General features: G+C 66.1%; 22 protein-coding genes. 18 read left to right on the forward strand and 4 right to left on the reverse strand.

Features of this window, described 5'->3' with window-relative positions; translation table 11 throughout:
* Nucleotides 1–180 precede the first annotated feature (180 nt).
* On the reverse strand, nt 181–447 hold the full coding sequence (locus ACVWY0_RS16870) for a MoaD/ThiS family protein (protein ID WP_485837702.1): 267 nt from the start codon (nt 445–447) through the stop codon (nt 181–183).
* A 4-nt stretch (nt 448–451) separates the two neighbouring features.
* Nucleotides 452–1,654: a GTP 3',8-cyclase MoaA gene (gene moaA / locus ACVWY0_RS16875; protein ID WP_485837703.1), complete on the reverse strand. Its 1,203-nt coding sequence runs from the start codon at nt 1,652–1,654 to the stop codon at nt 452–454.
* Between the two features lie 132 nt (nt 1,655–1,786).
* Between moaA and ACVWY0_RS16880 the strand changes: the two genes are divergently transcribed.
* The 7 genes from ACVWY0_RS16880 (at nt 1,787) to ACVWY0_RS16910 (ending at nt 7,617) form a co-directional block, all read left to right on the forward strand.
* A complete protein-coding gene (locus ACVWY0_RS16880; protein WP_485837704.1) occupies nt 1,787–3,445 on the forward strand; it encodes a molybdopterin-dependent oxidoreductase in 1,659 nt (552 codons plus the stop codon).
* On the forward strand, nt 3,442–4,770 hold the full coding sequence (locus ACVWY0_RS16885; RefSeq protein ID WP_485837705.1) for a molybdopterin molybdotransferase MoeA: 1,329 nt from the start codon (nt 3,442–3,444) through the stop codon (nt 4,768–4,770). The genes ACVWY0_RS16880 and ACVWY0_RS16885 overlap by 4 nt, the downstream gene beginning before the upstream one ends.
* The gene (gene moaC / locus ACVWY0_RS16890; protein WP_058929482.1) at nt 4,758–5,252 is read left to right on the forward strand and encodes a cyclic pyranopterin monophosphate synthase MoaC; all 495 of its coding nucleotides are present in this window, start codon (nt 4,758–4,760) and stop codon (nt 5,250–5,252) included. The genes ACVWY0_RS16885 and moaC overlap by 13 nt, the downstream gene beginning before the upstream one ends.
* Entirely contained in the window at nt 5,249–5,818 is a 570-nt protein-coding gene (locus ACVWY0_RS16895) for a MogA/MoaB family molybdenum cofactor biosynthesis protein (RefSeq protein ID WP_485837706.1), read from the forward strand. Before moaC ends, ACVWY0_RS16895 begins: the two co-directional genes overlap by 4 nt.
* Nucleotides 5,808–6,269 (forward strand): molybdenum cofactor biosynthesis protein MoaE, encoded by a 462-nt coding sequence (locus tag ACVWY0_RS16900; protein ID WP_485837707.1) that lies wholly within the window; start codon nt 5,808–5,810, stop codon nt 6,267–6,269. The genes ACVWY0_RS16895 and ACVWY0_RS16900 overlap by 11 nt, the downstream gene beginning before the upstream one ends.
* A gap of 94 nt (nt 6,270–6,363) precedes the next feature.
* A complete protein-coding gene (dapB, locus tag ACVWY0_RS16905) occupies nt 6,364–7,134 on the forward strand; it encodes a 4-hydroxy-tetrahydrodipicolinate reductase (protein ID WP_485837708.1) in 771 nt (256 codons plus the stop codon).
* Between the two features lie 3 nt (nt 7,135–7,137).
* Nucleotides 7,138–7,617, forward strand: a complete 480-nt coding sequence (locus tag ACVWY0_RS16910; RefSeq protein WP_485837709.1) for a hypothetical protein — start codon at nt 7,138–7,140, stop codon at nt 7,615–7,617.
* 51 nt (nt 7,618–7,668) lie between these two features.
* Here the strand turns inward: ACVWY0_RS16910 and ACVWY0_RS16915 are convergent, their stop codons facing one another.
* Nucleotides 7,669–8,904, reverse strand: coding sequence for a heparan-alpha-glucosaminide N-acetyltransferase domain-containing protein (locus tag ACVWY0_RS16915; RefSeq protein WP_485837710.1), 1,236 nt, complete (start codon nt 8,902–8,904; stop codon nt 7,669–7,671).
* Between the two features lie 226 nt (nt 8,905–9,130).
* On the opposite strand from ACVWY0_RS16915, the gene ACVWY0_RS16920 reads away from it, so the two are divergent.
* The 8 genes from ACVWY0_RS16920 to ACVWY0_RS16955 all read left to right on the forward strand — a co-directional run bounded on the left by ACVWY0_RS16920 (nt 9,131) and on the right by ACVWY0_RS16955 (nt 17,749).
* A complete protein-coding gene (locus ACVWY0_RS16920) occupies nt 9,131–9,439 on the forward strand; it encodes a hypothetical protein (protein WP_374209890.1) in 309 nt (102 codons plus the stop codon).
* 4 nt (nt 9,440–9,443) lie between these two features.
* Nucleotides 9,444–10,190, forward strand: coding sequence for a carbon-nitrogen hydrolase family protein (locus ACVWY0_RS16925; RefSeq protein WP_485837711.1), 747 nt, complete (start codon nt 9,444–9,446; stop codon nt 10,188–10,190).
* Between the two features lie 126 nt (nt 10,191–10,316).
* Entirely contained in the window at nt 10,317–11,225 is a 909-nt protein-coding gene (gene dapA, locus ACVWY0_RS16930) for a 4-hydroxy-tetrahydrodipicolinate synthase (RefSeq protein WP_058929475.1), read from the forward strand.
* 41 nt (nt 11,226–11,266) lie between these two features.
* Nucleotides 11,267–12,958: a ribonuclease J gene (locus tag ACVWY0_RS16935; protein WP_058929474.1), complete on the forward strand. Its 1,692-nt coding sequence runs from the start codon at nt 11,267–11,269 to the stop codon at nt 12,956–12,958.
* 130 nt (nt 12,959–13,088) lie between these two features.
* A complete protein-coding gene (locus ACVWY0_RS16940; protein ID WP_485837712.1) occupies nt 13,089–16,010 on the forward strand; it encodes an FtsK/SpoIIIE family DNA translocase in 2,922 nt (973 codons plus the stop codon).
* Between the two features lie 9 nt (nt 16,011–16,019).
* Nucleotides 16,020–16,655, forward strand: coding sequence for a CDP-diacylglycerol--glycerol-3-phosphate 3-phosphatidyltransferase (pgsA, locus tag ACVWY0_RS16945; RefSeq protein ID WP_485837713.1), 636 nt, complete (start codon nt 16,020–16,022; stop codon nt 16,653–16,655).
* Between the two features lie 9 nt (nt 16,656–16,664).
* Nucleotides 16,665–17,144: a CinA family protein gene (locus tag ACVWY0_RS16950; protein WP_485837714.1), complete on the forward strand. Its 480-nt coding sequence runs from the start codon at nt 16,665–16,667 to the stop codon at nt 17,142–17,144.
* Nucleotides 17,145–17,296: 152 nt separating this feature from the next.
* On the forward strand, nt 17,297–17,749 hold the full coding sequence (locus ACVWY0_RS16955) for a helix-turn-helix domain-containing protein (protein ID WP_111906474.1): 453 nt from the start codon (nt 17,297–17,299) through the stop codon (nt 17,747–17,749).
* A 75-nt stretch (nt 17,750–17,824) separates the two neighbouring features.
* Here the strand turns inward: ACVWY0_RS16955 and ACVWY0_RS16960 are convergent, their stop codons facing one another.
* Nucleotides 17,825–18,394 (reverse strand): MarR family winged helix-turn-helix transcriptional regulator, encoded by a 570-nt coding sequence (locus ACVWY0_RS16960; protein ID WP_056342907.1) that lies wholly within the window; start codon nt 18,392–18,394, stop codon nt 17,825–17,827.
* 41 nt (nt 18,395–18,435) lie between these two features.
* Here ACVWY0_RS16960 and ACVWY0_RS16965 point away from each other — a divergent pair, with 41 nt between their 5' ends.
* The 3 genes from ACVWY0_RS16965 (at nt 18,436) to ACVWY0_RS16975 (ending at nt 20,643) form a co-directional block, all read left to right on the forward strand.
* A complete protein-coding gene (locus ACVWY0_RS16965; protein WP_485837715.1) occupies nt 18,436–18,660 on the forward strand; it encodes a DUF3046 domain-containing protein in 225 nt (74 codons plus the stop codon).
* Nucleotides 18,661–18,893: 233 nt separating this feature from the next.
* Nucleotides 18,894–19,952: a recombinase RecA gene (gene recA, locus ACVWY0_RS16970; protein WP_485837716.1), complete on the forward strand. Its 1,059-nt coding sequence runs from the start codon at nt 18,894–18,896 to the stop codon at nt 19,950–19,952.
* Between the two features lie 187 nt (nt 19,953–20,139).
* On the forward strand, nt 20,140–20,643 hold the full coding sequence (locus ACVWY0_RS16975) for a regulatory protein RecX (protein ID WP_485837750.1): 504 nt from the start codon (nt 20,140–20,142) through the stop codon (nt 20,641–20,643).
* Nucleotides 20,644–20,685 lie beyond the last annotated feature (42 nt).

Here is a 20,685-nt window from a genome sequence, read left to right on the forward strand (position 1 = left end):
CCCCTCACCCGCCACGAATTCCACGGCGAATGGAACTACACGCTCACCACACCCGACACGCCGTGACCGGCCGGCATTATTGTTTCGCGAGCCCTTAGGGCCCTGGGATCGTGGGCCTCTACTGTCCGTCGCGCCAAGATCTGGGGCCTCAAGTGTCCCCTCGCGCCGTCCGCGGGTGCCCTACCCGCCGGCGAACGGGGGCAGCACGTCAACCACATCGCCCGGATTTAACAAAGTCGTGCGGTCCCGGACGGCCACCTCGTTGAGCAGGAAACTGCTCCGGGACAGGATGCGTTGCAGGGGAGGAGTGCCGGCAGGAGGCTCGGCTCGGTGCACAGCCAGGACTGCCTGCAGCAAGCCGGCCACTGTAGTCCCCGACGCGAGATCAAAGGACTCCTCTTCTACACCCGCAGCGGCGCGTGCGGCAGCGAAGTAACGTACGTTCAAGAATTCAGCCTCCGATGGCGCTCATGCTGCGGTCCGGCTGGACAAAGTCCGCTGCGCCGAGACCTGTGTGGTCCATGCCGTGGGCCTTTGGCTTGACCCACATGGCGTCCTGCCAGCGTTCGGCCAGGGCCTGATCACTGGCACCGTCCCGCAGAAGACCCAAGAGATCAAACTCCTCACGGGAGAACAGGCAGCTCATGATCTTGCCCTCGGCGGTGATCCGTGTGCGACGGCAGTCGGAGCAGAACGGCTCCGTGACGGACGCGATGATGCCCACGGTGCCGAGCACCGGCCCGTGGGCTTCCGGCGCCGCCTCCACGCCTTCGGGCCGATGCCGGTCAGCGGCAGGCCCTAGTCCCTCAGTACCCAGCACTGGACCATCCGGCCCCGCGGTCCCGGCCGTCCGGCGTCGTACTTCAAAGCGTTCTGCGGGGGCTCCATCGCGGGCGCGGGGATCGGGACTCAACACGAAGTCGCGCGAGAGCAGGGAACGGATCTCGGCCGCCGTGATCATGTTCCGCCGAGTCCAGCCGTGGTCCGCATCAAGGGGCATCTGCTCGATGAAGCGCAGTTCGTAGCCGCGGTCCAGCGCCCACGCGAGCAGGGACGGCGACTCGGTGTCGTTGATGCCCCGCATCAGCACGGCGTTGAGTTTGACGGGGCCCAGCCCGGCCGCCCAGGCGGCATCGACGCCGGCCAGGACACGGTCAAGGAACGGGCGCCGGGTCAGCTTGGTGAAGGTCTCTTCGTGCAGCGAATCGAGCGAGACATTGATGCGGGTCAGGCCCGCGGCCTTCAGCGCGCCCGCCTTTTTGTCCAGGCCCACGCCGTTGGTGGTCATGGAGATCGGCAGGTCCGGATGATTGCTGCGCAGGGCCGCAATGATGTCAATCAGGTCCGCCCGGACCAGAGGCTCCCCGCCGGTCAGACGCAGTTCGCGGACACCGAGCAGGTCCACGCCGATCCGGACAATCCGCACGATCTCCTCGGCGGACATCACGGCCTGCTTCGACAGCCATTCAAGCCCCTCTGCCGGCATGCAGTAAGTGCAGCGCAGGTTGCATTTGTCCGTCAGCGACAGCCTCATGTCCGTGGCCCGGCGGCCGTACTGGTCCAGCAGTCCGGGCGCCGTGCCGGCCGGGCGGGCAGGCGGCAGGCCCGGCCCAGCATCTTCGCGGGGTTGCGGCATACCAAGCTGAACACTCATGAATTCAGGCTACGCCACGTTTGGCCGCGGCATGGCGCCGATGCCGCGGGATGATCTTACGGAAGTCGTACACTTCTCCAGGGGACGGCGAAGTCCGGCGCTGCCGGGGCCCGGCGAACCTATGCTGGAGAGGTGAACAGCTCCCAGCCCCTGCAGGAAACGGCTGACGACGGCGCCACCTCTCCCGGGCGCTCGGGAACCGACGGTGCCGCTCAAGGCAGCCGCCGCTGGGCCGCCGCCTCGGGGGCGGTGGCCGCCGGCGCCGCCGTCGTCATAGGGGAGTTGCTGGCAGGACTGTTCAGTCCGTCGCTTTCGCCGCTGACGGCGGTAGGCGGGGCCATGATCGATGCTGTTCCGCCGGGTGTGAAGGACTGGGCCATCTCCCTGTTCGGCACTGCCGACAAAGCGGTGTTCGTGGGCGGGATGCTGCTGGTTATCGTAGCCGTCGGGTCGTTGGCCGGGATCCTGGAACAGCGCAGGCGGTTTGCCGGTGTGGCGGTGATTGCTGTTTTTGGGCTCGTCGGGCTTAGCGCGGTCCTCACCCGCGCCCAGATGACCCCGGCCGCGGCCGTAGTGCCACTGGTCGCAGCCCTGGCCGGTGCGCTCCTGCTGGGATGGCTGATCCGACGCCTCCACGAAGGACTCCCGGCAGGCGCCGCGGGGACAGCAGCCCGGACAGGTGCCGCAAAAACGCAAGTTCCCGCGAGGACGGCAACAACCGCCGGGCGGCGCACGTTCCTGCAGGTCTTGGCTGCGAGCGCCGGGGCCACCGCCGTGGGCGGGGTTGTGGCAGCAGTCTGGCGAGGTGCCGCAGCAGGAATCAGCACCGCCCGCGAAAAACTGCAACTTCCTGCCGCAGCCTCGCAAGCGCCTGCCATCCCGGCCGGCGCCGAGGTAGGACTGGACGGAATGCAGCCGCTGGTCACACCGAACCGTGACTTCTATCGGATCGACACCGCCCTGATCGTCCCCTCCCTCGATCCCGAATCCTGGGTACTCCGCGTCACCGGGATGGTGGAACAGGAGATTGAACTGAACCTGGCCGATCTGCTGGCCAAACCCCTGATCGAACGGCACGTCACCATCGCCTGCGTCTCCAACGAAGTGGGCGGAGACCTGATCGGCAACGCCCGCTGGCTCGGCTGGCCCGTGCGGGAACTCCTGGCCCTGGCCCGGCCGCAATCCGGTGCCGACATGGTGCTGTCCCGAAGCTCCGACGGCTGGACGGCAGGCACCCCGCTCGAAGTCCTCACAGATCAGCGGGACGCCCTGCTCGCGGTAGGGATGAACGGCGAACCGTTGCCGTTGGAACACGGCTTCCCGGTCCGGATGATCGTGCCCGGCCTCTACGGCTACGTTTCCGCGACCAAATGGCTGACGGAACTCCGCGTCACCAGGTTCGCGGACGACGCCGGCTATTGGACTCCGCGCGGCTGGTCCGACCGCGGCCCCATCAAGACGTCCTCACGGATCGACGTGCCCCGCACCGGCCGGCGGGTGGGTGCCGGAACGGTCATGTTTGGCGGCGTGGCCTGGGCCCAGCACACTGGGATCGGCAAGGTGGAACTCCGCGTCAACCGCGGTCCGTGGCAGGCGGCCCGCCTCGCACCCGGGATTTCGCTGGACACCTGGTACCAGTGGCAGCTTGGCATCGAGCTGACGCCGGGCCAGTACGAGGTCCAGGTCCGCGCCACGGACGTCAGCGGCAAGCCGCAGGTGGAGGAACGCCGGCCGGTTGCTCCCGACGGGGCCACTGGCTTCCACACGATTAGAGTTGACGTGAATCCATGACGGCCCGGACCGAAGGCAGGACCATGCACAGCCCTCCGCACCAGCACGGCCACACCGCGAACAGCAGCGAGCACGTCCAGGCCGGGCGCAGCCATACTGAGCACAGCCACACGCCCCACCAGGCACGGTCCGTGGCCGCGCACCGCGCCGCCGTCACCGAACTGCTGGCGCCCCTGCTCGCCCAGGCACGGACGGAGACGCTGGCACTTCGCGACGCGCTGGGCAAGGGCCTGGCCCAGGACGTGTTGGCCCCCTTGAGCCTCCCGCCGTTCGCCAACTCCCAAATGGACGGTTTTGCCGTCAACAGCCTGGACATGCCCGACGGCGGTGCGGAGCTGCCTGTGGTTGTCCCCGTTCCGGCAGGTGCCGTGCCGGCGGCACTGGACCGCGGCACTGCCGCCCCCATCATGACGGGAGCCATGATTCCCGCCGGTGCTGACGCCGTCGTGCCCGTGGAACGTGCCGTCCCGGACCGGTTCCCCTCCCCGGGGGAAACAACCACTGTGTGGCTGCCGGCGACGGCGGCAGGCACCTTCGTGCGGTCGGCCGGCAGTGATATTGCGGCGGGGGAGCGGGCGCTGGCCTCGGGTACCTTCCTTGGCCCGGCGCAGCTGGGGCTGCTGGCGGCCCTGGGGATCGCTGAAGTTACTGTGCGCAGGCCGGTGACCGTTTTGCTCGCCACCACCGGCGACGAAGTAATGGAACCGGGCCAGCCCCTGCCGGCCGGCAAGATCTACGATTCCAACGGAACCCTCCTCGAAAGCGCCATGCGGCAAGCGGGCCTGGCCGTGGTGCGCACGGCCATCGCCTCGGACCATCCTGACGAATTCCGGGCACTCCTGCGCAGCCATGTTGGTGCGGTGGACCTGATTGTTACTACGGGCGGGGTCAGCAAGGGAGCCTACGAAGTGGTCCGCCAGGCCATGGACGGCCAGGCTACCGAGTTCCTGCATGTGGCCATGCAGCCCGGCGGCCCGCAGGGCATCGGGACGTTCGACGGTGTGCCCTTCCTCGGATTCCCGGGAAATCCCGTCAGCTGCCTGGTTTCCTTCGAAATGTTCCTGCGGCCTGTGCTGACCGAATTGTTTGGCTCGCCGGCACCACGGATCCCTGTCCGCGCACGGCTGGGCCACAGCCTTTCCTCGCCTGAACACAAGCATCAGGTCCGGCGCGGAACCCTCCAGGGGGACGGAACCGTCCGCCTGGAAGGGGGCGAAAGCTCCCACCTTATGCACGCCCTCGCCGGCTCCAACGCGCTGGTGCACGTACCCGTTGGAGTCTCGGCGCTCGCCGAGGGTGACGAGGTGGAAGTATGGATGCTGTGAATCCAGAACATAGCCCGTCCGCGCTGACCCACCTGCGCCAGGACGGAAGCGCCCAGATGGTGGACGTGTCAGGTAAAACCGAAACCACGCGGGAAGCCACCGCCACTGCCACCGTCCGCACCACTGACGAAGTGCTAGGCCTGCTCGGATCCGGCGGCCTGCCCAAGGGTGATGCCCTGGCCGTGGCGCGGGTTGCCGGCATCATGGCGGCAAAAAAGACCCCCGAACTCATCCCGCTCTGCCATCCGTTGCCGCTCTCGAAAGTCACCGTGGACTTCGAGCTCGGAACCGATTCCGTGGCGATCCTGGCCACGGTCAAGACCCGCGGGGTCACCGGGGTGGAGATGGAAGCGCTCACGGCGGCCTCCGTGGCTGCCCTCAGCGTGTACGACATGATCAAGGCCGTCGACAAGCACGCCGTGCTGACCGACATCAAAGTGCTGGCGAAAAGCGGCGGCAAGAGCGGGGACTGGACACTATGAGCACCGAGAGCACTTACCCGGCTGAGCCAAGCACGGAGCCGCACACGCCGCAACCTCACCTGCCGGAGCCGCACACTCACGGCGAGGTGCAGGGCCGGAAGGCCGGGGTTGTCATTGCGTCCACCCGGGCCGCCGCAGGCATCTATGAGGACGAAACCGGGCCCGTCATCATCGACTGGCTCACCGAGCACGGCTTCGAGGCGTACCCCGCCATGGTGGTGCCGGACGGCGCGCCCGTCGGTGCGGCGATCCGGGCCCTCCTCACCCAGCATCCCGCCGTCGTGATCACCAGCGGCGGTACAGGGCTCAGCCCGGACGACCGCACACCCGACGTCACCCTGCCCCTTCTGGACCGTGAAATCCCGGGCATCATGGAGGCCATCCGGCGCGAAGGCGCAACCAAAACGCCGCTGGCGGCCCTCAGCCGCGGCCATGCGGGAGCTGCCGGGCAGACGTTCATCATTAACCTGCCCGGCTCACCCAAGGGCGTCATGGACGGCCTGTCGGTGCTGGACCCGTTGATCGGGCACCTGTGCGACCAGCTGGAGGGCGGCCATGGGCACTGAATCGGTTTTCGAAGTGGTCCACGCGGTGCTGAGCGCAGAACCCATCTCCGTAGACCAGGCCATCGCTGCAGTGGAATCTGACACCGCAGGGGCCGTGGTCAGCTTCAGCGGCGTGGTGAGGAATCACGACGGCGGCAAGGCAGTGGAGCGGCTCAGTTACAGCGCGCACCCCACGGCTCACCAGGTCATGGCCGACGTCGTCGCCCGTCTGGCCGCCGAACATGCCGGCGAGGGATCCGCCACGCAGCCCGTGCGGATCTGGGCTGCCCACCGCATCGGCATGCTCGACATCGGCGATCCGGCGCTGGTCTGTGCAGTCTCCGCTGCGCACCGCGGACAGGCCTTTGCCGTGTGTTCCGAACTGGTGGACCGCATCAAGGAGCAGGTTCCCATCTGGAAGGAACAGTTCTTCGCCGACGGCACGGTGGAGTGGGTGGGCGCAGGCAGCTGAGCACCACTGGCTTCCCTTCGCCTGCCTGTGGTTGCGAGGTAACGCACAGCCTCCGGTTCAATCTCGCACCCGGCCCGACGGTAGGGTTAACGGCATGACCGAACAACTCTCCGTGCCCACCCGCGTGGCTGTACTGGGCGCCAACGGGCGCATGGGCGCCGAAGCCGTAAAGGCCGTTGAAGCTGCCTCCGACCTGATGCTCGTAGCCGCCCTGGGGCGCGGCGACTCGCTGGACCAGCTGGCCACTTCGGGTGCCGACATCGTGGTGGACCTAACCGTCCCCGAGAGCACGGAAGCGAACGTGCGCTACGCCGTCGAGCATGGCATGCACGCGGTTGTGGGGACCACCGGCTGGGATTCCACACGGCTCGCCGCCCTGGAAGCATTGCTCGCGGAGCACCCCGAAACCGGAGTGCTGATCGCCCCCAACTTTGCCCTCGGCTCCGTGCTGGCCTCAGCCTTCGCTGCCAAGGCTTCCAAATATTTCGAGTCCGTGGAAATCATCGAACTGCACCACCCGGAAAAGGTTGATGCGCCGTCCGGGACCGCTGTCCGCACCGCCCAGCTCATCGCAGCCGAGCGCAAGGCTGCGGACGTTCCGCCCAGTCCTGATGCGACCACCAGCGAACTCGCCGGCGCGCGGGGTTGCGGCGTTGAGGGAGTCCGCGTTCACAGCGTCCGGCTGCGCGGGCTGGTGGCCCACCAGGAGGTGCTGCTTGGCGGCCCGGGCGAGCAGCTGACCTTCCGGCACGATTCCTTTGACCGTGCTTCATTTATGCCCGGAGTGCTGCTTGGCGTGCGCAACGTCGCTGCGCATCCGGGACTGACGGTGGGCCTGGACGGCTACCTGGACTTGGGACTCTAGGCCGTGGGCGAGTTCCTGGCTGCGTTCCGGAAGAACCGCACCAAGATCTGGGTGGGTGCCGTAACGCTCCTGCTGGTCTTCTACCTGGTGGTGTCCTTCCAGCGCTCCGTGCTCCTGCTGCTGGACAGCAACCCCGCCGCCAAAGCCATCGGGGCTGCCTACCTGGTCCTCCCGGCCATCGGCGCCTGGGCCATGATCCGTGAACTGCTGTTCGGTGCGCGCACGGAACAGATGGCCAAGGTGCTGGAGGCCGAAGGCGGGCTCCCGGTAGACGAACTGCCGCGCACACCCGCCGGCCGGATCGTCCGCTCCGCTGCGGATTTGGAATTCGAAAAGTACAAGGCCGAGGCGGAAGCGGCGCCCGGCGACTGGCGTTCGTGGTTCCGGCTCAGCTGCGCCTATGACGCTGCCGGGGACCGCAAGCGCGCCCGCGCGTCCATGCGCGACGCCGTGAAGCTGTTCCGCGGTAGGGTTCCGGCGTAGGAGCCTGCTCTCCGCGACTACTCTCGGCGGCGGCAGGTCAATGGCGGCATGCTAGCGCAGGCCGGCTGGTCCGCCGCGCCCCAGTTGGTTGGCGGCATGGCCCACTAGTTCCAGTGGACCCCGCCATTTCAGGAGGACAAACACGATGCCCACGGCGATGGCCGTCGCGGCATGTGCCCAGTACATCCCCGCCTCGGTCCAGCCGGTGGGCAGCGGCTTCAGGTAGAACGCCGAAACCACCCACACATGCGCTGAGTAGAGCGTGAGCGTTATTGCCCCCGCGCCGCGCAGCGGCAGCAACAGGTCCAGGTCCAGCCAGTCAGCCAGCCTGCCGAGCAGGAGGAACACACCCACAACGGCGGCCGCCACGCCGCAGGTGTGAAGCAGATCCAGCGTGGTGGCCGAATGCGGTGCCGCGGCCGCCAGCCACCACCAGGATCCTTCCTGCGGGATTCCCGTGAGGTTGACCTGGAGGACACTGTCCAGCGGGTATCCGGGGGCGTTCAGGACCGCCTCCAGCGCGGCACGGCCGCCCCAGTTCTCCATTGCGGCGGTGCCCAAAGCCTTGGCCAGTGCGGCCACCGCAGTCCCGCCGGCAAGCAGCAGGACAGGAACCATCGCCTTGGTGAGGGCCAGCCGGCCAATGACCAGGCCCGCCAGCAGGTACGACAGCCACTGGAACACCGGGTAGTAGCCGGTCAGGAACAGGTCTCCCAGCAGAGGGAAGGGCGTCGAGAGGTCTTCCCAGGACGGGTTGTGCCCCAGATTCAGGGGCGGATTGGCTGCCATAAGCCAGGGGCGGAGCAGATATGCGAGGACCGGGGAAACCACGATCCAGCCGACGGCCCAGGCGCACAGGGCCTTCAGCTTCAGGCCCAGGAATGGCAGGATGCACAGGAACAGCAGCGCGTAATGGACCAGGATGATGGCAAGGTTCACTTCCAGCCCGCCCAATGAGAGCCCGACGGCGGCAATCACCAGGGCGCGCAGTGCGATGCCGCGGCGGGCTGCGTTCAGGGCAACACCTTCCGGAGGTACCTGTTTTCCGGTGGACAGCGCCAGGCCCACGCCCGCCAACACGGCGAAGAGGGCTGCCGCGCGGCCGGAGAAGGTCAGGCCGATCCACGTGGGAGTGAGGTCGGCGTTTGCCTCGAAGGTGGGGAGCAGGTGTGTGGCCATCATGCCAAGGAGCGCCAGCCCCCTGGCTGCGTCAATACCGCGGAGGCGGCCCACGGCCTGTGAGGTTCGAGGCACCCGCGAGGGTCTTGCCGGGGCACGGGACGTCATGAGGCGATGTTCTCACACCAACCTTTGTGGCAGCAGTCAAGAACCGGCCGGAAACACGGTCTTGTAGACCTTGTGTTCGAATATATGTTCGAATAATATGGACACCATGCAAACCCCATCCCAGCCGCGACCCTTTCCGGAATCCCCAACCGCCGGCGGATCGGTGCGCCCCGCCCGGGACGCCCAGGACCCCGGCTCGGCACAGCCTGTTGGACTGATGAAAGCGATGAGCCCGGGAGTGGTGGACTTCCTCTTCCGCCAGCTCGTGGCAGGTCGGCCCCCTGTGGACATCCAGTGGCAGGACGAAGGCGTCACACTCACCGCCCAGCCTGCGGGGGCAGAGCTGGCCCGCAGGTTGGACGAAACCGACCTCGATGCCTTGACGCCCACGGAACTGTTCCACTACGTCCGGGCGGCCCAGCGGCTCGCGGCCTGGGCTGAGGGGCTGCGGGAGGCTGCGGTGGACCGTTACTGCCAGCCAGGGAAGCCGCAGGATGGCGTAGTTCCCTCGGCAAGGCGCGCATCCCTAGGATAGAGGGGTGACTGATGCCCTGACCGTCTCTGCCGTGCAGTACCAGGCGCTGGAAGGCGGGATTATCCCGAACGTGCAAGAACACGTCCGGCTGGTCGAGGACGCCGAATCCCACGGTGCCCGGCTGGTGGTGTTTCCTGAGCTGTCGTTGACGGGGTACAACCTGGCGCTACTGGCTGCTGACGACTCGTGGCTTCAATGCGATGACCCGCGCCTGGCCGATCTCCACGAAATCTGCCGCCGGACCGGGATCACTGTGGTGGCAGGTGCTGCCTATCGGGAACCTGACGGCACGCCGCGGCTCGCCAGCCTCGTGATCCACCCCGACGGCACCACCGAATTCGGCTTCAAAACCCACCTCCACGGCCAGGAGCGGGAGGTCTTCGCCGCCGGCGACGGTGCCGTCGTGATCGAGCTGGATGGCTGGAAGATCGCGCTGGCCATCTGCTTTGATGCCGCGATTCCGGCCCACTCCACCGGGGCAGCCCAGGCCGGCGCGGATATCTACGCCGTTTCGGCCCTGTACACGCAGGCGGAAGATCGGCGGCTTGCCCTGCATCTCGGAGCCAGGGCCATGGACAACCGGATGTTCGCCATTCTGGCAAACCTTGGCGGATCCACCTCGCTGGGCCCCTCCTGCGGCCTCAGCGGGTTCTGGGGACCGGACGGGTTCGAAGTGAAAAAGGCGGCCGGAACCGGCACTGAAGTAGTCACCGCCATCCTGCAGCTGAGTGTATTGCGGAAATTCCGCTGACCCCGCGGGAGTCGATTTGCCAGTGCGTGATGACCGCCGTCCCGGGGGCATCGCGGCCCGCTAGTTGACGCGTATCACGCCGCCCCCATTGTCCTAACCAGCTGCCGACAGGGTAACGTTTTTTCCATGCCTCACAAATCCGCCACCGCTCCTGCCCTTGGTACGCTCCTGACCGCCATGGTCACGCCCTTCACCAAGGATGGCGCCGTGGACTACAAGCAGGCAGCCGAACTGGCCACCAAACTTGTGGACGATGGCTGCGACGGCCTGGTCGTCACCGGGACCACCGGCGAAACGTCCACCCTCTCGGATGAAGAAAACCTTGGCATGTTCCGCGCTGTCAAGGAGGCCGTGGGAGACCGCGCCGCCATCATCGCCGGCACCGGGACGAACGACACCGCACATTCGGTGCACCTCTCCCAGCAGGCCGCAGCTCTCGGCGTCGACGGCCTGCTGCTCGTCACGCCGTACTACAACAAGCCCAGCCAGGCCGGCGTCCGCGCACACTTCGAGACCGTCGCGTCCGCAACCGATGTGCCCGTAATGCTCTACGATATTCCGGGCCGCTCCTCCATCGCGATCGAACCCGAAACCATGATCAGCCTGGCGCAGCACCCGAACATCGTCGCCGTCAAGGATGCCAAAGCCGATTTCATGGCAGCCAGCCGCGTGATGGCAGAGACGGACCTGTACTTCTACTCCGGCGACGACGGACTGACCCTTCCGTGGATGTCCCTGGGCGCCGTCGGGCTCGTGGGTGTGACAACCCACGTCGCAACGCGCCGCTTCCGCGAACTGATCGACGCCATCAACGCGAACGACCTCGAAACCGCGCGTAAGATCAACTTCGAGCTGCTGCCCGTCGTGAGGGCAACGATGACCCGCGTCCAGGGAGCCGTTGCAGCCAAACAAATTCTTAAATGGCAGGGAGTCCTGCCCAACTCGATTGTCCGTTTGCCCCTCGTGGAGCCGGACGAAGCCGAGATCGTAACCATCCGCGAGGATTTGGCGGAAGCGGGGCTGGTCTTTCCCTGAGGGCGAAGACCAGCACCCTTCCGCCTGGAAAGTAGTGCACTATGACCCAAACCGCCCTTCCCGGCCTTGTCACGCCTCCACGCCTGCCGCAAGGCACCCTCCGGATCGTTCCGCTGGGCGGACTGGGGGAGATCGGCCGGAACATGGCCGTGTTCGAAATCGACGGCAAACTGCTCATCGTGGACTGTGGTGTCCTCTTCCCGGAGGAGACCCAGCCCGGCGTTGACCTGATCCTGCCCGATTTCTCCTACATCGAGAACCGTGTCGACGACATCGTGGCCGTTGTCCTGACCCACGGCCACGAGGACCACATCGGCGCCGTTCCCTACCTCCTGCGGCTGCGCGCCGACATCCCCCTGGTGGGCTCGCAGCTGACGCTTGCCCTCATCGAGGCCAAGCTGCAGGAACACCGGATCCGTCCGTACACGATGACCGTTGAAGAGGGCCAGGTCGAAAAGTTTGGCCCCTTCGAGTGCGAGTTTGTCGCGGTCAACCACTCCATCCCCGATGCTTTGGCAGTGTTCATCCGCACGGCCGGCGGCACTGTCCTGCACACGGGCGACTTCAAGATGGACCAGCTGCCCCTGGACGGCCGGATCACCGACCTCCGGCACTTTGCCAAGCTGGGTGAAGAGGGCGTTGACCTCTTTATGTCTGACTCCACCAACGCCGACGTCCCGGGCTTCACCACCGCCGAAAAGGAAATCGGCCCCACGCTGGAACGGCTCTTCGGCCAGGCCACCAAGCGCATCATCGTGGCGTCCTTCTCATCGCATGTCCACCGCGTCCAGCAGGTGCTTGACGCCGCCGCCAAGCACAACCGCAAGGTGGCCTTCGTGGGCCGCTCCATGGTCCGGAACATGGCCATCGCCGCCAAGCTCGGCTACCTCGACGTTCCCGACGGCCTCCTCGTGGACATCAAGAACATCGACAACATGCCGGACAACCGCGTGGTCCTGATGTCCACAGGTTCCCAGGGCGAACCGATGGCCGCGCTGTCCCGCATGGCCAACGGCGACCACCGCGTAGTGGTGGGCGACGGCGACACCGTGATCCTGGCCTCCAGCCTCATCCCGGGCAACGAAAACGCCGTCTTCCGCATCATCAACGGCCTGCTCAAGCTCGGCGCGGACGTCATCCACAAAGGCAACGCTAAGGTGCACGTCTCCGGACACGCAGCCGCCGGCGAGCTGCTCTACTGCTACAACATCCTTGAGCCGCTCAACGCGATGCCCGTGCACGGCGAGACCCGCCACCTGATCGCCAACGGCAAGATCGCCATCGAGTCCGGCGTCCCCACCGCCAGCGTCATCCTTGCCGACAACGGCACCGTCATCGACCTCAAGGACCACCGCGCAGACGTCGTGGGCCAGGTTGAAGTGGGCTTTGTCTACGTGGACGGCTCCAGCGTCGGCGAAGTCACGGAAGCGGACCTCAAGGACCGCCAGACGCTCGGCGATGAAGGCTTCATCTCCATCATCACCGTCATCAACCGCACCACCGGCAAGGTGGTCTCCGGACCCGAGATCCACGCACGCGGCGTGGCCGAGGACGATTCGGTCTTCGACGAGATCATCCCGAAGATCAACGCCGCCCTGGAAGAAGCCGTGCTCAACCGCACGGACCACACCACCCACCAGCTCCAGCAGGTTGTCCGCCGAGTTGTCGGCACCTGGGTCAACCGCAAGCTGCGCCGCAAGCCCATGATCATCCCGGTGGTCCTCGAGGCGTAACAGCCCCGAAGGCAAGCGGAATGGCAAAGGCCCGGTTCTTGTAGAACCGGGCCTTTCCCATCCGCAACATGAGGCCGGGAACAGCCGGAAATCCGCGGAAAACCGCCCCAGTTCCGGTACCGTGGCACGTATGGCCACTCGTACCACTCCCGCGCCCCGAGGCACCGCTGGCGGCAAATCCAGCGCCAAATCCGGCAGCTCGGCGGGCCGCGGTGGAGGCGCCACAGCGTCCAGCCGCACCGGCAGCCGGGCCGGATCATCGGCGGGCAGCGCACGCACCCGCCAGCTTCCCGCCGTCGAACAGCGGCAGCCCTGGCTCCTGCGCGTTGTGGGCGGCGCCTGGCTGGGCGTGGGCCATCTGGTCGGCGGCGGAGTCCGTAGGATCGGCTCCGATGTCAGCGACCTGCCGGCAGAGGAACGCCGCGACGGCGCGGCCCTGTTCAACCTTGCCCTGGGCGTCTTCATCGCCACCTTCGCCTGGTGGGGAATGACCGGCTGGTTCCCCGACGCCGTCTACGGCGTGGTCAACGGAACCTTCGGCTGGATGTCCCTGCTTTTGCCGCTGATGCTTTTTGTGTGTGCCTTCCGGCTCTTCCGGCAGCCCGACGACGGCCGCGGAAACAACCGCGTGGGGATCGGCTTCCTCATCATGACCTTTGCGGGCTGCGGCGTTGCCCACGTTGTGGGCGGGCAGCCCACTGTTGCCGAAGGCTTCGACGGCCTCCGCCAGGCCGGCGGGATGCTCGGCTTCCTGGCGGCCTCACCCCTCGCGGCCATCCACGCGGCGGTGCCCGTTGTGGTCTACGGCCTGCTGGCCTTCATCTCAACGCTCATCATTACCGCAACTCCCTTCGGAGCCATTCCACGCCGCCTTCGGGCAGCCTATGAGCACCTGATGGGCCTGGACCTGCAGGAACCCGGCGCTGACGGGGACAGCCACGACCGCAGCTACCTCGAGGAAACCCGGGCAGCATCTGCGCCGCGGAAGAAGAAGCGGCGCTTCTTCGGCAAGGACGACGAGTCCGACGCCGGGCTGGAAGGCTACGTGGGCGACGAAGCCTTTGAGCACGCCGTCATCGACGACGACGAGACCGACGCAAAGTCGGGCCGCGGACCGCGCCCCGCTCCCGGCGTGCGCCGCCCCACCCAGGCGGAAATCGCCGTCGAAAAAATCAAAGCGGCCCAGGGCCTCGGCGCTGCAGGGAGGGCTCCGGCAGAGGACAACGCCACCGAGGCCATCCCGCTGGTCACACCCGGGATGGTGGCCGCCGGCTCACTCAACGCTGCACCCGCCGCCGTTGCGCAGGTGCCGGCCAAGCCCGTCACGCCCATGCCCCTTCCGGCTCCTATTCCGCAGCGGACCGAGCAACTCTCACTGGCGGGTGACGTCACCTACACCCTGCCGCCGTCGGACGTTCTGACCCCGGGCTCCATCCCCAAGGAGCGCACCGAAGCCAACGACGCGATTGTGGCGTCCTTGACCGAGACCCTCAACCAGTTCAATGTGGAAGCGCAGGTCACCGGCTTCAGCCGCGGACCCACCGTCACGCGGTACGAGATCGAACTGTCGCCGGGCACCAAAGTGGAGCGCGTCACCGCCCTCTCCAAGAACATCTCCTACGCCGTGGCTTCCAGCGACGTCCGGATCCTCAGCCCCATCCCGGGCAAGTCCGCCATCGGCATCGAGATCCCCAACACGGACCGCGAAACTGTCTCCCTCGGCGACGTCCTCCGCAGCCAGAACGCGCGCCGGACCGACCACCCCATGGTGATGGGCGTCGGCAAGGACGTCGAAGGCGGGTATGTTGTGGCGAACCTCGCGAAGATGCCCCACCTGCTCGTCGCCGGCGCCACGGGCGCCGGTAAGTCCTCCTTTGTGAACTCCATGATCACCTCGATCCTGATGCGGGCCACCCCGGATGAGGTCCGCATGGTCATGGTGGACCCGAAGCGGGTGGAACTCACCGCCTACGAAGGCGTCCCGCACCTGATCACACCCATCATCACCAACCCCAAGAAGGCTGCGGAGGCCCTGCAGTGGGTCGTCCGCGAAATGGATGCGCGGTACGACGACCTCGCCAACTACGGGTTCAAGCACATCGATGACTTCAACAAGGCAGTCCGCGCCGGCAAGGTCCAGCCTCCCGTGGACTCCAAGCGCGTCATCCGGCCCTACCCGTACCTGCTGGTGATTGTTGACGAGCTCGCCGACCTGATGATGGTGGCCCCGCGCGACGTCGAAGACTCCATCGTCCGCATCACCCAGCTGGCCCGTGCCGCCGGCATCCACCTGGTCCTTGCCACCCAGCGGCCCTCCGTGGACGTCGTCACCGGCCTGATCAAGGCCAACGTGCCTTCCCGGATGGCCTTCGCCACGTCCTCCGTCACGGACTCCCGCGTGGTCCTTGACCAGCCCGGGGCCGAAAAACTCATCGGCCAGGGCGATGCGCTGTTCCTGCCGATGGGTGCCTCCAAGGCCATGCGTGTCCAGGGCGCCTGGGTCACGGAGTCTGAAATCCACAAGGTGGTGGAACACGTCAAGGGCCAGCTCAAGGTCGACTACCGCCACGATGTCGCCCCCGAAGCGCCAAAAAAGCAGATCGACGACGACATCGGGGACGACCTCGAAGTGCTGCTTTCGGCCACCGAACTGGTGGTCACCACACAGTTCGGTTCGACGTCGATGCTCCAGCGCAAGCTCCGGGTGGGCTTCGCCAAGGCCGGACGGCTAATGGACCTCCTGGAGTCCAGGGGAGTGGTTGGCCCCTCCGAAGGGTCCAAGGCACGCGACGTCCTGGTGAAGCCGGACGACCTCGCGTCGGTGCTGGCAGCCATGAAGGGCCAGGACGCGCCGGCCGTTGCTGATTCACAGACGGCAGCGCTAAGCGACAACGCCAACGCGAACATTGCCCAGGGCGGTTATGCGGAGGACCTCGTGCAGGCGGACTTGGACCAGCGCAGCCAGAAGGTTGAGTACTTCGACGGCGCCGACGGCACCTCGGGCGACGACGAGGACGGTTCCGAAGACGCTTGGTCACTCACCGGACGGTAGCCTAGGAGTGTGACTAGCACCGAAGCAACTGCCGCCGGCTCCAGCAGCCCAGGAATCTGGAATCTTCCCAACATCCTGACCATGCTGCGCATCGCCCTGGTGCCGTTCTTCGTCTGGTTCCTCCTCGCCGATGCCCCCGGGCTGGACAGCGAGTCCGGGCCGTGGCGCTGGTCCGCGGTGGTGGCGTTCGCCGTCGCCATCTACACCGACAAGCTCGACGGCGACATCGCCAGGAGCCGCGGCCTCGTCACCAATTTCGGCAAAATTGCCGACCCCATCGCCGACAAGCTCCTCATCGGCTCAGCCCTGGTGATGCTCTCCATCCTGAATGAACTGCCGTGGTGGGTCACCATCGTCATCCTCGTCAGGGAATGGGGCATCACCGCCCTTCGTTTCTTTGTTATCCGTTACGGTGTCATCCCGGCCTCGCGCGGGGGCAAGCTCAAGACCGTCGTTCAGACGGCCGCGATCTTCCTGTACCTCCTGCCACTCGGCGCGCTGGCACCGTGGCTTGTGTGGGTGGCTTTCGCCGTCATGATGGTGGCCGTACTGATCACGGTATGGACCGGCGTCGAATACGTCATTGAAGCCCTGCGCATCCGGTCACAGGGCAAACAGGCCGGAAAAACTACAGCTGGCAACTAGGGAGCCGACGTGACCAACCTTCACCATCTGGCAGAACAGACAGTCAAAATGGCCTTGGAAACGGGCCGCACCGTCGCGACCGCGGAGTCGCTCACTGCAGGAATGGTCAGTGCCGTCCTCGCCGACACAGCCGGAGCCTCAGGCATGCTCCAAGGCGGCGTGGTGGCCTACCAGAACTCCGTCAAAGTGGACGTTCTCAGCGTTCCGGCAGAGCTGCTGGCCGCCGCCGGATCCGTTGACGGCGCCATCGCAGCGGCCATGGCGGCCGGGGCCAGGACTGCGCTAGGTGCTGACATCGGCGTTGCCACCACAGGAGTAGCCGGCCCGGAGGAACATGACGGCAAAGCGGTGGGGGCGGTGTTCATCGGGGTTGCCACAGCGGACGGTGCGTCATATCTCGAATACGCCTTCACCGGGAACCGCGCAGAGATCCGCGGACAGGCTTGCGGCGCTGCACTCGAAAGTCTGATCGCGGCCCTATCTTCCTGAAGCTACCGGGCGTAAAGTTGCCGGGAACAAATCCCGGTGTCCATTAGTTATTACATTGTGTCGCTTCCGGAGAGCGGAGGCGCCTAGGATGAATAAACCACCACGGTTCGCTCCACGGCGGACCGAACTTATGAGGGAGCAAGGCGATACAGATGGTAAAGCAGCCCGTATCCATAAACGGCGTTGTCCGCTGGAAGGATGTGGGCCTCGCCGATCAGGCCAAGAGCGAACAGAAGGAGCGCAAGATGGTTGTACTTCGTCACGAAATCGGTGATGTCCTGCGCGATGTACGCCAGCGCCAGGGACGCACGCTCCGCGAAGTTTCGCACAGTGCCCGTGTTTCCTTGGGCTACCTCAGCGAAGTAGAGCGCGGCCAGAAGGAAGCTTCATCAGAGCTCCTCTCCTCAATCTGCTCAGCCCTGGACGTGCCGCTGTCCAGCATGCTCAGGGAAGTCAGCGACCGTGTCGCCGTCGCCGAGGGCGTTGCCGTTCCGGACACCGTTCCCCAGGAATTCTCACAGCGCTACGGCCGCGACCTTGATCGCGATTTGAGCGCTGAACTCAACAACGAACTGTCCAAGGGCCTGCTTTCCGGCGCACGGTAAGCCGTCCGCAGGAGCCAGACAGGACGTACAGCAAAGCCTCCGGCCGTGGGTCGGAGGCTTTGTTGCGTGTGGCGGCTATTTTGCAGTGTCGCCGGCGGACGGGTCCTTCGCGAAACCGTCGAGTTCAAAGAGGGAGTTGAGCTTTGCCATGTATTCGGCGAGGGTCTGCAGTTCCCCGACCGGCCACTCACCGAGCCGCTCACGGAAATCCTGGCGGCGCGCATCCTGGACCTGATGCATCTTTTCCTCGCCCTTTTCGGTGAGGCGGATCGACTGCGCCCTTCCGTCCAGGGGGTCAGCTTCCTTGAACACCAGCCCGATGCTTTCCAGGAAAGCGATCTGGCGGCTGACGGATGGCTTGCCCACTCCGATGTTCAGGGCAAGGTCTGTCAACCGGATGGGTCCCTCGCGCCGGATGACCGAAAGCAGGCCGTAGGCCGCCGGTTCCATGTCCGGGTGCACCTGCCGCGAGAGCTGATGGGACACCGACCGGGCGCGCCGCCAAAAGAGACTGATTTGGTGTTCCACGGTGTTCAGGGCCTCATCGACGGTGTCCTTGTCGGTACCTGTCGCCGCAGGGGACGTCGCCGGAAGGCCGGTTTCGGGAAGGCCTGTCGCAGGAGGGCCGTCGGCAGGGTTGCTCATGGCAACAATTCTAGGGTCCGGGACCGTGAGAGACTCTATTGGTGCGGATCAGTGACTATTGGCGGCTTATGGACGACGAATTCGGGGCTGGCTACTCACGGGTCTTGAGCAGCACCCTGGTCCTGGCCGGGGCCGGCGGGCGGACCGCCGACCAGGCCCTCGCGGCCGGAATAAGCCCCCGGCAGGTGTGGCTGGCCATCTGCGATGTCCAGGATGTGCCGCCGGAGCGGCGCCTGGGACGCGACGTCAAACCCCTGCGCGGCTGACGCCGCCACCAACCAGACAGCGTTCCCCAGGCTCACGTGCGCCCTTTCTGCGCTGACACGCCGCCGGATCTGTTCGAATATCTGTTCGGGTAAAGCTATGCTTTTCGTAGTGGGTTATCCACATAGGCGATGTCATCCGGCCAGAATGTCAGCGGGTGCCATTAGCGTCAGAGATGACCAAGAAATGGCCGCTGAGGCCACTCCAAAGCGAGAAAGCATTAGAGGTGTGAACCATGGCGGCAGCCCCGGATCGTCAAAAGGCGCTCGACGCAGCGCTGGCACAGATTGACAAGCAGTTCGGCAAGGGCTCGGTCATGCGGCTGGGCGATGAAGTCCGTGCCCCCATCGAAGTCATCCCCACCGGATCCATCGCGTTGGACGTGGCCTTGGGAATTGGCGGCCTGCCCCGCGGCCGCGTCGTGGAGATCTACGGCCCGGAATCTTCGGGTAAGACCACCGTGGCACTGCATGCCGTTGCCAACGCGCAGCGCCTGGGTGGCATTGCCGCCTTCATCGATGCCGAGCACGCCCTGGACCCCGAATACGCCGCCAGGCTGGGCGTGGATACGGACGCCCTCCTGGTCTCGCAGCCGGATACAGGCGAGCAGGCCCTGGAAATCATGGACATGCTGATCGGCTCCGGCTCGCTGGACGTCATCGTCATCGACTCTGTTGCTGCCCTGGTGCCGCGTGCGGAAATCGAGGGCGACATGGGCGACAGCCACGTGGGTCTGCAGGCACGCCTCATGAGCCAGGCGCTGCGTAAGATCACCGGCCGCCTGAGTCAGACCAAAACCACCGCCATCTTCATCAACCAGCTCCGTGAAAAGATCGGCGTGTTCTTCGGTTCCCCGGAGACCACCACCGGCGGTAAGGCCCTGAAGTTCTACGCGTCCATCCGCATCGACGTCCGTCGGATCCAGACGCTCAAGGAAGGTGCCGACTCCGTCGGTAACCGTACCAAGGCCAAGATCGTCAAGAACAAGATGGCCCCGCCCTTCAAGATCGCCGAATTCGACATCATCTATGGCCAGGGCATTTCCCGCGAGGGCGGCATCATCGACATGGGCGTTGAGCACGGCATCATCAAGAAGTCGGGCTCGTGGTTCACGTACGACGGCGACCAGCTGGGCCAGGGCATGGAGAACTCCCGCCGGTTCCTGCGCGACAACCCCGAGCTGGCGACCGAACTGGAGCGCCTGATCAAGGAGAAGCTTGGTGTCGGGGTAGTTAAGCCCGCCGAAGCTGATGCCAAAGAGACACCGAAGCTGAAGGCTGTTGACGGCTTCTAGGGACGCCCCTGACGTGACGGCCGGGCAGAGCGCCGGATGGCGTGCGGCCGGGCAGGACGCCGGATCGGGGCGACGGCAGCGGAGACGGGGCGGACGCCCCGGCTTCGAACCGGACGGACCCGATCCGGATGCTGCCATCGCCGGAGACGCCGACGCAAACGCAGACACCGAACCGGATCCCGCGTCCGTGGCGCGGGCCATCGTGCTCCGGCAGCTGACCAGTTCGGCCAAGAGCCGGCTGCAGCTGGCACGGAAACTGGCCGAGCGGAACATTCCGGAAGATGTGGCGGAAGCCGTCCTGGACCGCTTCCAGGAGGTCCGCCTCATTGACGACGCCGAGTTCGCCGACATGTGGGTGCGCAGCCGGTCGCAGTCTCGGAAGCTCGCCAAAGGGGCCCTCCGGCGCGAGCTGGCGGACAAGGGGATTGACCCGGAGACCGCTGCCGCCGCGCTGGAACAACTTTCCGACGCGGACGAGGAAGTGTCGGCCCGGCTCCTGGTGGAGCGGAAGCTCCGGGCAGGCACGGATTTGTCCGACCGCGCCGAGCGGGACAAGATCACCCGGCGGCTGGCGTCGATGCTGGCCCGCAAGGGCTATCAGCCGTCGCAGGCGTTCCGGATCGTCGGAGAGGTACTCGACGCACGTGCGGACAGCCAGGCAGAGTCAGCAGAGAGCCTGCCGGATCTGTAGGCCCGGTGAAGCGGCCCCTCCCGCCAAACCGGTAACCGTGGC

Source organism: Arthrobacter sp. UYNi723, assembly GCF_054057635.1.

Bases quoted from the DNA above. Each gene is read 5' to 3' on its own strand.
- moaC (WP_058929482.1), top strand. From the start codon at position 4,758: ATGGATGCTGTGAATCCAGAACATAGCCCGTCCGCGCTGACCCACCTG.
- ACVWY0_RS16960 (WP_056342907.1), bottom strand. From the start codon at position 18,394: ATGAGCAACCCTGCCGACGGCCCTCCTGCGACAGGCCTTCCCGAAACC.
- ACVWY0_RS16900 (WP_485837707.1), top strand. From the start codon at position 5,808: ATGGGCACTGAATCGGTTTTCGAAGTGGTCCACGCGGTGCTGAGCGCA.
- dapB (WP_485837708.1), top strand. From the start codon at position 6,364: ATGACCGAACAACTCTCCGTGCCCACCCGCGTGGCTGTACTGGGCGCC.
- dapA (WP_058929475.1), top strand. From the start codon at position 10,317: ATGCCTCACAAATCCGCCACCGCTCCTGCCCTTGGTACGCTCCTGACC.
- ACVWY0_RS16920 (WP_374209890.1), top strand. From the start codon at position 9,131: ATGAGCCCGGGAGTGGTGGACTTCCTCTTCCGCCAGCTCGTGGCAGGT.
- ACVWY0_RS16955 (WP_111906474.1), top strand. From the start codon at position 17,297: ATGGTAAAGCAGCCCGTATCCATAAACGGCGTTGTCCGCTGGAAGGAT.
- moaA (WP_485837703.1), bottom strand. From the start codon at position 1,654: ATGAGTGTTCAGCTTGGTATGCCGCAACCCCGCGAAGATGCTGGGCCG.
- ACVWY0_RS16895 (WP_485837706.1), top strand. From the start codon at position 5,249: ATGAGCACCGAGAGCACTTACCCGGCTGAGCCAAGCACGGAGCCGCAC.
- ACVWY0_RS16940 (WP_485837712.1), top strand. From the start codon at position 13,089: ATGGCCACTCGTACCACTCCCGCGCCCCGAGGCACCGCTGGCGGCAAA.
- ACVWY0_RS16915 (WP_485837710.1), bottom strand. From the start codon at position 8,904: ATGACGTCCCGTGCCCCGGCAAGACCCTCGCGGGTGCCTCGAACCTCA.
- recA (WP_485837716.1), top strand. From the start codon at position 18,894: ATGGCGGCAGCCCCGGATCGTCAAAAGGCGCTCGACGCAGCGCTGGCA.
- ACVWY0_RS16885 (WP_485837705.1), top strand. From the start codon at position 3,442: ATGACGGCCCGGACCGAAGGCAGGACCATGCACAGCCCTCCGCACCAG.
- ACVWY0_RS16935 (WP_058929474.1), top strand. From the start codon at position 11,267: ATGACCCAAACCGCCCTTCCCGGCCTTGTCACGCCTCCACGCCTGCCG.